The organism is Bifidobacterium canis, from assembly GCF_009727065.1.
GTDB lineage: Bacteria > Actinomycetota > Actinomycetes > Actinomycetales > Bifidobacteriaceae > Bifidobacterium > Bifidobacterium canis.
Map to the genome: position 1 here is coordinate 121,822 of NZ_WNLP01000007.1, position 12,623 is coordinate 134,444.

The following is a 12,623-nucleotide window of genomic DNA, read 5'->3' on the forward strand; positions in this document are numbered from 1 at the left end:
GCATGGGAGCGATATGACACTCAATCCGTTCATCGCAGTGGTCTGCGTGGTTGTGGCAACCATTCTCACCATCGCACTCGTTCGCTTCTTCTTTGGTGAAGACACCAAAACTCAGGGCGAGCAACTCTTTCACCAATCCGCGCATAAAGACGGCGAGCCCACATCTGCCGGCGACACGTTACGCACACGTCGCACCGATACCGCCGAAGACATTCAGATTCTGCATAAGCAAATGCTGGTCGGCGCCATACTCACGCTGATCGTGGTGATTCCGATCATCATCCATGCATTCGCGCCTCATTGCCCGCTCGGCCCGCTCATCAACCCGTGGTGGCAGGCGATCATGATCACCCCGTGATGTTCTACAGCGGCTACCCAGTGCACGTCGATGGCTGGTCATCGATACGCGACCGCCACCCAAACATCAATTCGCTTGCGTCGATAGGCACGATCGCCGCATACGCATATGGCTTGCTGATCTGCTTTGCCGGCGATATTTTCCCCGAGCCACTGCGCACATCGTATTTCGCCGTCGTCGGCATCGTGATCACGCTCATTCTGCTGGCACGACTCGTGTCCGACATGTATTTGCCTGCAAAACCGGCTTTCCCGATGCAGATGTGGGTGGATCGCTTCAGCCGCGTGTTCGTGCCGGTCATCATTGCGATTTCGATGTGGACGTTCGTCATCTGGCTGCTCTTCGCCAAGCAGCCGTCGCTTCCGGTTGCGCTGCTGACCAGCATCAGCGTGCTGATCATCGCCTGCCCGTGCGCGTTGGGCTGGTCGGCGCCGCTCGCCGCAGTGTTTGCAAACGAGAACGCCGGCAAGCGTGGCATCACTATCCACACGTTCGGCTCACTGCAGATTGCCCAGCATGTGACAGATGTGCTCTACACCGAAACGGTGATGCCGTTGTGCCAGCGTGACATTCAGCAATTGCAGCGCAATGGCGTTTCAACATCCGTCATCAACACGAAAGACATCGAGGGCAGTATCGAGGCCATCGGCGCATGTCGTCAATTGACGACCTCGCTCGGCCAGCATCCGGTGGTCGCATTCGTCGACGATGGCACCAGCGACCAGAGCATTCGCGACGCTGCGGATATCTCATTCGTATTGCAGACCAGCAGCAGCGCGGAACCACGCGCAGACGTCGTGGTCACCGAGGAGTCCGGTACGTTCGTGAGCAATCTGCGCAACCTGTCTCATGCCATGATGCTCAACATCAAAGAGAATCTGGTGTGGGTGTTCGCGTTCAACATCATCGGCATTCCGATCGCAGCCGGCATCCTCTACCCCTTCACATCATGGCTGCTCGACCCGTCATTCGCGGCGATCGCCATGATTCTGAGTTCGTTGGCGGTTCTGCTCAATTCGCTGCGCCTGCGCCGCTACGATCCATCGCGTGATCTGAAGCCTCACGCAGCAACGAACAGTTGATCACCAGCATCTCAATAATTGCGGAACGCAGAAATAAGAACAGGTATTTCTACCCGTTGCTGCCGCTGCTCGTGATTCCGTTCGTGTATAGATACCGGTTGGCTGACACGAGCACCGGTACGAGCACCAGGTAATTCAAGTAATTATTTGCTTAGATAACACAAGTGGGTGGCGCGAAATACTTCGCGCCACCCACTTGCATAGATGGTATGCGCAGATCAGCAGATCAACCGCGCAACGGAACGACCAGATATCAGTCGTTCTGCTTGTCACCGTCGACCTTGACCTCGGAATCCTCTGGATTCGGGTCGCCGTCCATCGGGTTGGTCTTGTGGTCAGACAGCTCCAAGTGTTCGCCACCGGTGTGGTCGACGAGCACGGTATCGCCATCGTGCACCTTGCCTGCCAACAGCATGCGTGCCAGCTGGTCGCCAACCTCGGTCTGCACCAAGCGACGCAGCGGACGTGCACCGTATGCCGGATCGTAGCCGGTGTCCGCGAGCCATTCGCGAGCGGATTCGGTCACGTCGAGCGTGATGCGGCGATCGGTGAGGCGAGACGCCACCTGCTGAACCTGCAGGTCGACGATCTTGCCGAGTTCCTTGCGAGTCAACGGGTGGAAGATCACCATGTCGTCGAGGCGGTTGAGGAACTCAGGGCGGAACTCCGAGTGCACGGCTGCCATGACGGCCTTGCGCTTGTCTTCCTCGCTCATATCTGGGTCAACCAGGAACTGCGAACCGAGGTTCGACGTCATGATCAGAATCGTGTTCTTGAAGTCGACGGTACGACCCTGACCATCGGTCAGACGGCCATCGTCGAGCACCTGAAGCAGGATGTCGAAGACTTCAGGGTTCGCCTTCTCCACCTCGTCGAACAGCACCACCGAATATGGGCGACGACGAACGGCTTCAGTGAGCTGGCCGCCCTCTTCGTATCCGACGTAGCCAGGAGCCGCGCCGATCAAGCGAGAGACGGAGGCCTTCTCCATGTATTCGCTCATGTCGATGCGAATCATGGCCTTCTCGTCGTCGAACAGGAATTCGGCGAGCGCCTTGGCGAGCTCGGTCTTGCCGACGCCGGTCGGACCCATGAACAGGAACGAACCGGTCGGGCGATTCGGGTCAGACAGTCCTGCACGCGAACGACGCACTGCGTCGGAGACCGCACGCACGGCTTCAGGCTGGCCGATCACACGCTTGTTGAGGTAATCCTCCATGTTGAGCAGCTTCTCGTTTTCGCCTTGCATCAGGCGGCCAACAGGAATGCCGGTCCATTCGGAGACAATACCTGCAACGGAATCGGCGTCCACATGGTCGGGAACCATCGGCTCCTCCTCATGGGCGACGTCGGCTTCCTTCTCGGCCTCGTGCTCGGCTGTTGCGAGCTCCTTCTGAATGGCAGGAATCTCACCGTAGAGAATGCGGCTGGCGCGAGCCAAGTCGCCTTCACGGGTGGCCTTGTCGGCTTCCACACGCTTCTCGTCGAGCTGTGCGCGCAGATCGCCAACCTTGTTGTGGCCTTCCTTTTCGGCGTTCCAACGAGCGTTCAAACCAGCGAGCTTTTCGCGGGTGTCAGCCAGTTCACTCTGCAGCTTGGCCAGACGATCCTTCGAAGCGGGATCTTCAGCCTTCTTCAGCTGCATCTCTTCCATTTCAAGACGCGTCACCTTGCGCTGCAGTTCATCGATCTCCTCAGGCTGCGAGTCGAGCTCCATACGCAGATGGGCAGCCGCCTCATCAACCAGGTCGATGGCCTTGTCAGGCAGCTGACGTCCGGTGATGTAGCGGTTCGACAGCGTTGCCGCCGCCACCAGCGCATCATCGCCGATTGTCACCTTGTGGTGTGCCTCATAACGCTGCTTCAGGCCACGCAGAATCGCGATCGTGTCTTCCACACTCGGCTCACCGACGAACACCTGCTGGAAACGACGCTCCAGAGCCGGGTCCTTCTCGATGTTCTCACGGTATTCGTCAAGCGTCGTGGCACCGATCAGGCGAAGTTCGCCACGTGCCAGCATCGGCTTGAGCATGTTGCCGGCGTCCATCGAACCTTCGGCGGCACCTGCGCCGACGATCGTGTGGATCTCGTCGATGAACGTGATGATCTGCCCGTCGGACTTCTTGATCTCGTCGAGCACGCTCTTCAGGCGCTCTTCGAATTCGCCACGGTACTTCGAGCCTGCCACCATCGAACCCAGATCAAGCGAGATCAGACGCTTGTTCTGCAATGTGGTCGGCACGTCGCCTGCCACGATGCGCTCTGCCAGGCCTTCTACGACGGCGGTCTTGCCGACGCCAGGCTCACCAATGAGCACCGGGTTGTTCTTCGTGCGGCGGCTCAGAATCTGAATCACACGACGAATCTCCTGATCACGGCCGATCACCGGGTCGAGCTTGCCTTCGCGGGCGCGCTCGGTCAGGTCGGTGGAATACTTCTCCAGAGCCTTGTATGAGGCTTCGGCATCAGGGCTCGTCACCTTGGCGCCACCGCGCACGTTCGGGATCGCGGCACGCACTTTGTCTGCGGTGATGCCGTTGCTCTCCAGAATCTTGGCGGCATCGTTCGGCTGCGCGTCGAGAATGCCGAGCAGCAGATGCTCGGTGGAGACGTATTCGTCTCCCATGTCTTTCATTTCCTTACCGGCGTCGGCAAGTGCGGCGGACAGCTGGCGGCTGGCCTGCGCTTGCGTGGTCGACGAGCCGGATGCGCTCGGCAACGCGACGAGTGCGTTGCGCACCGCCGCTCCCACTGTCTGCACATTCGCTCCGACGGCTTCGATAAGACCGCCGATCACGCCGTTCTGCTGACGCAGCAGCGAGTCAAGCAGATGCAGCGGCTCGACTTGCGGATTTCCCGCGGCAGATGCGCTTTGAATCGCATCTCCCAAGGCCTCTTGGGCCAACGTTGTAAATTTCTGTTCCATATCATCCTCCATGCTTCACCTCGCTGGTATTTGCCGGCGGCTCAGCGCGCGGCAGACGAGGTGAATTCGTTTGTCTGATATTGTCAACAACAGTGCGTCGCAGTTATTCCCAAAACTTGAGTGAATCTGACTCAAGTTTTATTTTCCGCAGCTCGCTGCCCGTACAGTGCCATTGTTGCTCACAAACAGAAGAAGGCTGTGCGCATTATGCGCACAGCCTTCTCAGCTTTCTTCAAGGAAACAGTGATTACTTGCTCATGTTCGCTCAGTCAGCCGGCGAATCCGCGACGATCACATTGCGCAGATCACCGATTCCTTTGACGTGCACGATCGCCTCATCACCCGGCTTCAATGTGCCGGACGCGTTCGGCGTACCGGTCATGATCACGTCGCCCGGCAGTAATGTCGAGAAACTGGAGATGCCTGCGATCTGCTCGGCGATGCCGTGAATAAGATTCGTCGTAGTACCCGATGCCGCCGGCACATCCTCACCGTTAAGCGTGAACGAAATCTGCGCGTCACGCCAATCGAACTCGTCTTTCGTCACGATCCACGGGCCGAGCGGGCACGACGTGTCGAAGCCCTTCGCGCGCGTCCACATCGGGTCGGAACCCTGAAGATCGCGCAGCGTCACATCGTTGACGCAGGTGAAGCCGAGCACATAATCCATCGCATGCTCCACCGGCACGTTCTTGGCGATGCGGCCAATCACCACGGCCACTTCGGGCTCGAAATTCATGTCGTGCGAATACGACGGGTATACGATCGGGTCATCTGGGCCGATAACCGAAGTCGAGGGCTTCGTGAAAATAACCATCTCGCTCGGAGCATGCGCTTCGGGAGACTGATTGTGTTCGTGCATGAACTCGGCGTGCGCCTCATAGTTCTTCGCCAAGCCATACACTTTCGACGGAATCACCGGTGCGAGCAAGCGAACGCCGTCATCGTCGAGCGCCACGCGCTCACCGGTCGGGCTCACCTGCTGCAGCAGTGGGTGGCCGTCGAGAACAACCAGGTAATCTTTGCCGTCAGTCTTGTCTTGCTGAACGAAGGCATACTGCGGCGTGTCATTGCGTGAAAAACGTGCGAGTCTCATATCTCACAGTCTACGCGCGGCTCACCGACGCCGTTACTTGAAGTCTCGCTCACCGAAAATCGACGTGCCGACGCGCACGATCGTCGCGCCTTCTGCAATCGCATATTCCAAATCGCCGCTCATGCCCATCGACAGTTCGCGGCACGTTTTCGTGCCGGGCAGCCCGAGTTGCTGAATCTGCTCGCGCAGCGAGCGCAGATGAGCGTAGCCCGCACGAATCGTCTTCTCATCGTCAACGTGTGCGCCAACGGTCATCAATCCTTGCAATTCCAAGCCTTCCAGCTGTGCGATCTGCTCTGCCAGCTCGAGCGCCTGCTCGGGGTCGCAACCGGATTTGCTCGCTTCGCCGGACTCGTTGACCTCGAGGAACACGCCGATCTCACGGCCGCGCACTGCGCAGCGGTGTGCGATTTTCTGCGCCAAATCAAGCGAATCCACCGATTCGATCGTGTTGACCGTGGTCAGGATCTTGCTGATTTTGTTGCTCTGCAACTGACCGATTAAGTGGAATGGAATGAACGGAGCCTCTTTCATGTCTTCCGGCTCTGCATATTCGGGATCGGGGTCAACGGTCACATCGAAGTCGTGGCCGCCGATCACATAACCACGCTGCCTGCACTGGTAGCGCAAACCGTCATTTTTGCGACGACCTCCTGTGGGCGATTCTCGCCGATCAGGCGAATGCCAGCGTCGATCGCAGCCATGATCTCGCCAACGTCACGAGTTTTCGTAGCGGCGAGCAATGTCACGTCGCCAGCCGGACGCCCAGCACGTTCCTCAGCCGTGGCGATGCGGTCGAGCACGCGGTGCACGCCATCGCGAATCTGCGTCTCACGCGCGCTGTCGATGGTTTCGTTGGCCAAATCCTTATGATCCATATACGCAGTCATCACTCATCACATCCCGTACCCTGCAAGCGTTTTCCTCTTTCGCCACAATAGCGCATGTCACATGCGCTTGTCACGTGGAAGATCACCACGCGCGCTGAATCCGAACAACTCACTGCACGCTTCCAAGCACCAGGTATATTGGTCGAACGCAACGCGGCTACAGCGAGCGCAGCACATCAGCGACATCCGCAGGCACCGACACGTCAGCAATGTGCTGTTTCACCGCGCGCCACGAGAACAATTGCAACGCCTCCTGTGCGCTCATCGGCACCGGCTTGCCCGGGCGCGCGGCAAAAACACCTTCACCATTGAGATCATCTGCGCTTTGCATACCAGCTATGTGCCGCAACTCAGATCCCCCGCTGAACTCACGCTCATCGCTCGCCTGCGTTTCCCCGCACAGTCCCAGCAGCCACGCGCAATACCCGATTATCTGCTCCGGTTTCACGCCCTGCGCGCGCAACACACCCAAGTCAAGAGAACGCTCGCGCTTGGCGAGGCGCACGCCCGCAGCATTGTCGACGAGCGGCAGATGCGCATACTGCGGCACGGCAGACGGCAGATCACGCTCCCCCACACCGCAGTCGAGCAACTGCTCGCGCAACCAAATCTGCAACGCGGTGGAGCGCAGCAGATCGCGCCCGCGCACAATATCACTCACACCCATCAGCAGATCATCCACCGTGACCACGAACTGATACGAATACAAGCCATCCGACCGACGCATAATCGTATCGCCTATCTCACGCCCAATATCAAACGACTGCGCTCCAAACACACGGTCATCGAACTCGATAAGACTCCCCGCCCTTCCAGCCGGAGGCACTGCGAGACGGAACGAATGCCGCTTGCCGTCCGCGAGTCTGCGCGCCACTTCCTGCGGATCATTCTCCAGCAGACGGCGGCACGTGCCCGGGTAGACGAAGAAACGGTCGCCCTCCTGCGGCGCGCTCGCCGCGCGAATATCCGCGCGCGAGCAGAAACACGGGTAAATAAGCGCGTCACCAAGTCCGCCGCGCTCGCGCAGGCGGCGGAATATCTCGTCATAGACATCGATGCGCGCGCTTTGATACACGGGCTCGCCGTCCCAGTCGAGTCCGAGCCAGTGCAGATCGTCCATGATCCAGCGGTCGGCATCGGGCAATACGCGCGGCTTGTCGATGTCTTCCATGCGCAGCACCATGCGCTCGCCGCGCGCGCGTGCCGACAGCCACGCTGCGAGCATCGCGTACGCGTTGCCCAAATGCATGCGTCCAGAAGGCGTTGGCGCGAACCGTCCGGTCATCTCTGCTCCCTAAATGTGTTATTCCGAGACTGCACGCAGCAAACCCTAGATGCCCTGCGTGCGCACGATCTCACGGTATGGCTCTGCTTGCTGCGCGATGATGCCGTCGATGGCGTGCATGCCGAGCAGTTCGACCGGAGCTTTGTCGTCGGTCAGCACAGTGCCGCCGTTCGCCGCCACGCTCACGTCACGGAAATCGGGGTCTACGCGCCGCACCACGCGGTCGAGCGACGACGTGCCTTCCCGCACCTCAGTCAGGCTCTCCTCCAACGTCGGTGTGCCGGATTCCACGTTCTTGGCGAACAGTTCGCGGTTCGTCGTGTCGGGCACATCCGCAGTCACCATGTTACGAGAGCCGAACACCGCGGCGATCGTGTCGGTCAACGCCTCGTTGATCGAGCCCTGCCCGTCGGAGATCATGTTCATGTTGACCACCATCACTCCGCCCGGAGCCAAGTGTTTGCGCACCATCGTGAAGAACTCGCGCGAACTCATCTGGAACGGGATCGTGATGTCTTGATATGCGTCAACCATAATCACGTCGAACTTCTCGTGGCTGGCGGCGAGCCAAGCGCGACCGTCATAGGTCGCCACATCGATGTCGGCCGGTTCGCCGAAGTACTTGCCGGCGAGCTGCGTGATCTTCTGATCAATCTCCACGCCGGTCACTTTCATGTTCGGGCAGTATTTGCGCAGCTCGCGCGCATATGTGCCAGTGCCCATGCCCAGAATGAGCGCGGAATCCTGCTTTTCGGCGAGCGCGGAAGCAGCCAGCGCGGTGTCGTAATACATGCCGGTCAGCCCGTCGTTCTTCATCGTGACCGACTGCACGCCGAACAGCACGTTCGTCGACAGAATCGTGCGGTCAGGCAGATCCTGCACCTGCAAATAGTTATACATAGACTCGCCTTCGTATGCGAGCGTGGAGCGGTTCGCCCAAAACGCGAAGCCGGTCATCGGCGAGAACACGCAGGAGACCACGAACAGCACCACCGACACCGCGCAAGCGATTCTGTGCACGTGCGCGGAGAGGAAGTAGACGAGCGGCAGCAGAAGCAGCACGCCAGCGAAAATGAGGAATGTGATGAACGTGCCGACTGCGGGAATCGTCACAAATGTGGGCAGGAACGTGCCCAGAATCGAGCCAATCGTATTGCATGCAGACAGGCGGCCGACCACCGATGCGTTGTCTTCCAGCGAATCCGTCGCGAATTTGTTGAGTCCCGGCGTCACCGTGCCGAGCAGGAACAGCGGCGGCACGAATATCACGATGCAACTGACGAACGCGGCGATCACCAGGAAATTTGTAGACACCGCCACAATGAGCAGTCCAGAGACCAGCATCACAATGTATTTGCCGACAAGCGGCACGAGTGCGAGCCACACGCCGGCGATGAGCACGCGCATATACAGTTTGTCGGGGTCTGGGTTCTTGTCTGCCCAGCGCCCACCGAACACAGCGCCCAAGGCGAGCGCGATCATGATCGTACCGATGATGATCGTCCACACGACCTGCGAGCTCGAGAAATACGGCGCAAGCAGACGCTGCGCGCCGAGCTCCGCCGCCATAACCGCCATGCCCGACGCGAACTCGGTGATATACAGAAACACTTTTGATTTGAGAATGGGGCGAACTTTGCCCTCATCCGCGCGAATCTTCATCTGACTCCCTCAACTGCCACGTCCACGATGACACAATGCATCTTTGCTACCTATTGCAATCTATTGCATTGACTTGTTGTGACTATAGCGGGCGGGCTCAGCGCGCGCAACCGGCACGCAACTACGCGCTGTATCTGCACGCGGAACTACGCCGTGTATGACGTCCACAGTTCCTTGTCGAGCGGCCACGCGTTCGGCACGCAGCCGCGCAGATCCATCGACTGTTCCTGCATCAGCGGCGCTGCCTTGCCCGTTCCCTCGCACACGTTCTCGTTATCGACGTGCCCGAGCATATGCCCGACCTCGTGATTGATCACCATCGTGCGATATTGCGACAACGTGTGCCCACCGGCCAACCAGTGCTCGACGCCGGAATCCCAACGCGTTTTGTTGATGATCACGTTCACGCCGACGCGGCAACTGTATTCTGTGGAGCAGCCCGAAGAATACTCCGGCAATTTACTCGCCTCGGCAAGCGTGACGGTGAACTCGCACGCGTTCGCGTCATTGGTCTGCTCGAACACGACGCCGGCTTTCGGCCACCCCTGCGCGTTGTTGAGCACGCGAAATACCGTGTTGTCAAATCCTTCCACGCTACCCACGTTGCCATTCGTCGCCACGCAATACTGCAATGTCACCGGTTCGTGACCGTTATCTTGAGCGGCTTTCTTCGCCTGTTCGAGTATTTGCGTGCGCTGCGAGTCGCTTATCGACGCCTCGAGCGCGGCGATTTCCTTGGCATCCTGCTCTGCTGGAGTTTGCGTTTTCTCAGATTTCTCAGTTTTCTCAGATTGTGCTTCTGATTTTTGTGACTCGCTAGTTTTCGCTGACTCAGCCGTTTTCTTCGCAGACGCGGACGCCGTTGGCGCACTAGTCGCAGAACTGTTCTGTTGCGCGGGGAATAATGCGTGCGATTCACCGATCACACTCAGCGTTACGGCTACAATCCACAGCACTGCGATAACAGCGACTTTGATACGCCGAAAGATATACACGCGCCGAGGAATCGGCTTCTTTCTGCGCGGGGTTTGCCGCGGATTCGACGTAGTCATAGAGTTCAGTATAAATTACTCTCCCCCACCGAGCCCACCGCTATCCAAACTAGAGAATAATTCATTCCGGAGAATTATTCTCCACCTGAGACCCTTCTAACCCACACAAACATACCCTACGGAGAATTATTCTCTCATCGAGGCGGCTCTCAGTTAGAGAATAATTCTCCGGAATGGATAAATCTCCCAAGTGATGGAAATATGAAATTGGCGGGTTCGCGCACACATAGGTTGCGCGAACCCGCCAAAAGTACTCAGATAACTCAGATGGCGAACAGCACGTGGAACAGCCAGCAGCCGATGATGCCGCCGATGATCGGCGCGATGACCGGAATCCATGCCTCATTCCAGCGCGAGGAACCCTTGTGCGGAATCGGCAGAATCGAGTGCAGCACACGCGGCATCAGATCGCGGGCGGGGTTGAGACCAGGGCCGGTCGGGCCGCCCAGCGAGCAGACGAGACCCCACACGATGAAGCCGACGACGATGGAGGCGGAGGCGTAGTTCTGGCTTCCCCACTGCAGTTCGAGGCAGCAGAGCGCACCGAGCACGAGAATCATCGTGCCGAATAGCTCGTTGACGAAATAGTTGCGGCGCGTGGCGTACGCGTCGGTGGTGCAGAACGTGGAGAGAATCGCCTCGGCGCTTTCGGTTTCTTTGTAGTGCGGGTAGTAGCACGCGTACACAATCAGCTGGCCGACTGCCGCGCCGAGAATCTGCGCGATGATGTATGGCAGCACTTGCGACCACGGGAACATGCCGTTGGCCGCCTGCGCGATCGTCATCGCCGGGTTGATGTGCGCGCCGGAGACTCCGCCGAACATGAGCACTGGGAACATGACGCCGAAGCCGTAGCCCATCGCGATGTTCAGCCAGCCGGCGTTGTGGCCTTTGGTATTTTTGAGTTCGACGTTGGCTACAGCGCCGTTGCCGAAGATCATCAGTATGGCGGTGCCGACGAATTCGGCCGCCAGTTTGGTAAACAGTGAGTATTCCACCGAAATAATCCTTTGTCTTCTTCTCTGGATTGCTCAACAGCGCGGAAAATAAGTAATGAATACCAGCAATTAATTGCGTTGTGAGCGAATTTCAGTGTACGACTAGGACTGGTCTCACTGCCCATATAGTTATGCGACCAATTTATATATTGGTCGCATATAAACAAATAGAAGATAGAAGAGTGGCGCTTACTCTTTTGCTACTCTTTGCCGACGCGCGGATCTTTGACCCAGCCCACCGAAACGAGAATGAGCACGGAGGCGAGCAGCAGATCAGACAAGCTCACCGCGGCCGCCTGCGGCATCGAGCCGAGCGTGAACAGTCCGCAGCGCACGGCGAGGAACAGCCACGCCAGCGCATACACCACAACAGACACGATTTTGAATCCGTTCGAAAACAGGCGTTCCACATAGAGGAACGCAGCCACCCACAGGCCGATCAGCACCCAGAGAACCCACAGCCACACGGTCTGCGTCTCCGGCAACGCCAACATGCCGCCACCCAAGGCAATGACCACCAGTGCGAAAATCATCCATTCGACTGCATACCGCTTCATATTCTTCCTCCCGAAGTGCGCAATGCCACGCAGAGCGCCGCTAACAATGCTGACATTGGCACATTCTTGCACATGACGCTCATATTTGCATGCCCATACCACAAGAATTCACACGAAACATTAGATTCAGACTCGAACGCCGGCCAATATTCGCGACCGCGCGCCGCACGTTGAGCACTATGCCCGAAAAATACTCCAAGAAATACTCGAAGAAAACAAAAACCCGCGATGTTGTGCAACGCGAGCTTCATTCAATCTGCCGTAAGAACGGCTACAAACATTCAGTTATTCAAAAATTGAGTTTATTCGATCAGTCTCGATTGGTTGGGTCCGAAGAATTGTGTTGCGTCATCTGCGCGTTCTCCATCATCAATTTATCGAGCGCCGTGGTCGTGGACTCCCAAGTGTTGAACATATTCGCCTCCTTCCGTGCCGCCATGCCGATGTCTTGTGACATCTCACACAACAAACTTGTAAACTGGTTCTTCCAATATATGCGTTCGCTTCTATAACTTTTCTCTCTCAGCGATGTTTTATTCGACACTTCTTGCACATTGATCGCTTTTGCATGTGTGATAAAATCACTACGAATTATTGGAATTATGCGCATTCCCAGTTATGCCAACGGGTACTGTCGCTGTTTCACCCTGTTTGACTATGCGCAAATATATTTGCACTATTGTGTTATTTTTTTTATCTATTTTTTTCAGATAAAAA

The 12,623-nt window shown here is 57.6% G+C and carries 10 protein-coding genes and 1 pseudogene; 2 read left to right on the forward strand and 9 right to left on the reverse strand.

Features of this window, described 5'->3' with window-relative positions; all coding sequences use genetic code 11:
- Positions 1-13 precede the first annotated feature (13 nt).
- Both GSD1FS_RS09925 and GSD1FS_RS09930 read left to right on the forward strand, forming a co-directional pair.
- On the forward strand, positions 14-358 hold the full coding sequence (locus tag GSD1FS_RS09925) for a hypothetical protein (protein WP_246166037.1): 345 nt from the start codon (positions 14-16) through the stop codon (positions 356-358).
- Positions 331-1,440: an HAD family hydrolase gene (locus GSD1FS_RS09930; protein ID WP_343030247.1), complete on the forward strand. Its 1,110-nt coding sequence runs from the start codon at positions 331-333 to the stop codon at positions 1,438-1,440. Before GSD1FS_RS09925 ends, GSD1FS_RS09930 begins: the two co-directional genes overlap by 28 nt.
- 253 nt (positions 1,441-1,693) lie before the next feature.
- Here GSD1FS_RS09930 and clpB read toward each other — a convergent pair whose 3' ends face one another.
- From clpB to GSD1FS_RS07155, 9 genes and pseudogenes are all read right to left on the reverse strand, one after another.
- Positions 1,694-4,366 (reverse strand): ATP-dependent chaperone ClpB, encoded by a 2,673-nt coding sequence (clpB, locus tag GSD1FS_RS07115; RefSeq protein WP_155588999.1) that lies wholly within the window; start codon positions 4,364-4,366, stop codon positions 1,694-1,696.
- A 265-nt stretch (positions 4,367-4,631) separates the two neighbouring features.
- Positions 4,632-5,462 carry a fumarylacetoacetate hydrolase family protein gene (locus tag GSD1FS_RS07120; protein WP_155589000.1) on the reverse strand — a complete coding sequence of 277 codons (831 nt, stop codon included), beginning with the start codon at positions 5,460-5,462 and terminating at the stop codon, positions 4,632-4,634.
- 33 nt (positions 5,463-5,495) lie between these two features.
- A pseudogene (locus GSD1FS_RS07125) lies at positions 5,496-6,352 on the reverse strand (YggS family pyridoxal phosphate-dependent enzyme).
- A gap of 157 nt (positions 6,353-6,509) precedes the next feature.
- Positions 6,510-7,637 (reverse strand): tRNA glutamyl-Q(34) synthetase GluQRS, encoded by a 1,128-nt coding sequence (gluQRS, locus tag GSD1FS_RS07130; RefSeq protein ID WP_155589001.1) that lies wholly within the window; start codon positions 7,635-7,637, stop codon positions 6,510-6,512.
- 45 nt (positions 7,638-7,682) lie between these two features.
- Positions 7,683-9,299: a spermidine synthase gene (locus tag GSD1FS_RS07135; protein ID WP_246166040.1), complete on the reverse strand. Its 1,617-nt coding sequence runs from the start codon at positions 9,297-9,299 to the stop codon at positions 7,683-7,685.
- 146 nt (positions 9,300-9,445) lie between these two features.
- Positions 9,446-10,351 carry a DUF3152 domain-containing protein gene (locus tag GSD1FS_RS07140; RefSeq protein WP_155589002.1) on the reverse strand — a complete coding sequence of 302 codons (906 nt, stop codon included), beginning with the start codon at positions 10,349-10,351 and terminating at the stop codon, positions 9,446-9,448.
- A gap of 263 nt (positions 10,352-10,614) precedes the next feature.
- Positions 10,615-11,349, reverse strand: a complete 735-nt coding sequence (locus GSD1FS_RS07145) for an MIP/aquaporin family protein (protein ID WP_343030248.1) — start codon at positions 11,347-11,349, stop codon at positions 10,615-10,617.
- A 200-nt stretch (positions 11,350-11,549) separates the two neighbouring features.
- Positions 11,550-11,906, reverse strand: a complete 357-nt coding sequence (locus GSD1FS_RS07150; protein WP_155589003.1) for an antitoxin — start codon at positions 11,904-11,906, stop codon at positions 11,550-11,552.
- 310 nt (positions 11,907-12,216) lie between these two features.
- The gene (locus GSD1FS_RS07155) at positions 12,217-12,363 is read right to left on the reverse strand and encodes a hypothetical protein (RefSeq protein ID WP_155589004.1); all 147 of its coding nucleotides are present in this window, start codon (positions 12,361-12,363) and stop codon (positions 12,217-12,219) included.
- Positions 12,364-12,623: the final 260 nt, after the last annotated feature.

What these genes read in the sequence shown, in the direction of transcription:
- clpB (WP_155588999.1), bottom strand. Translation starts at nt 4,366, where the DNA reads ATGGAACAGAAATTTACAACGTTGGCCCAAGAGGCCTTGGGAGATGCG.
- GSD1FS_RS07140 (WP_155589002.1), bottom strand. Translation starts at nt 10,351, where the DNA reads ATGACTACGTCGAATCCGCGGCAAACCCCGCGCAGAAAGAAGCCGATT.
- GSD1FS_RS07135 (WP_246166040.1), bottom strand. Translation starts at nt 9,299, where the DNA reads ATGAAGATTCGCGCGGATGAGGGCAAAGTTCGCCCCATTCTCAAATCA.
- GSD1FS_RS07150 (WP_155589003.1), bottom strand. Translation starts at nt 11,906, where the DNA reads ATGAAGCGGTATGCAGTCGAATGGATGATTTTCGCACTGGTGGTCATT.
- GSD1FS_RS09925 (WP_246166037.1), top strand. Translation starts at nt 14, where the DNA reads ATGACACTCAATCCGTTCATCGCAGTGGTCTGCGTGGTTGTGGCAACC.
- GSD1FS_RS07120 (WP_155589000.1), bottom strand. Translation starts at nt 5,462, where the DNA reads ATGAGACTCGCACGTTTTTCACGCAATGACACGCCGCAGTATGCCTTC.
- gluQRS (WP_155589001.1), bottom strand. Translation starts at nt 7,637, where the DNA reads ATGACCGGACGGTTCGCGCCAACGCCTTCTGGACGCATGCATTTGGGC.
- GSD1FS_RS07155 (WP_155589004.1), bottom strand. Translation starts at nt 12,363, where the DNA reads ATGTCACAAGACATCGGCATGGCGGCACGGAAGGAGGCGAATATGTTC.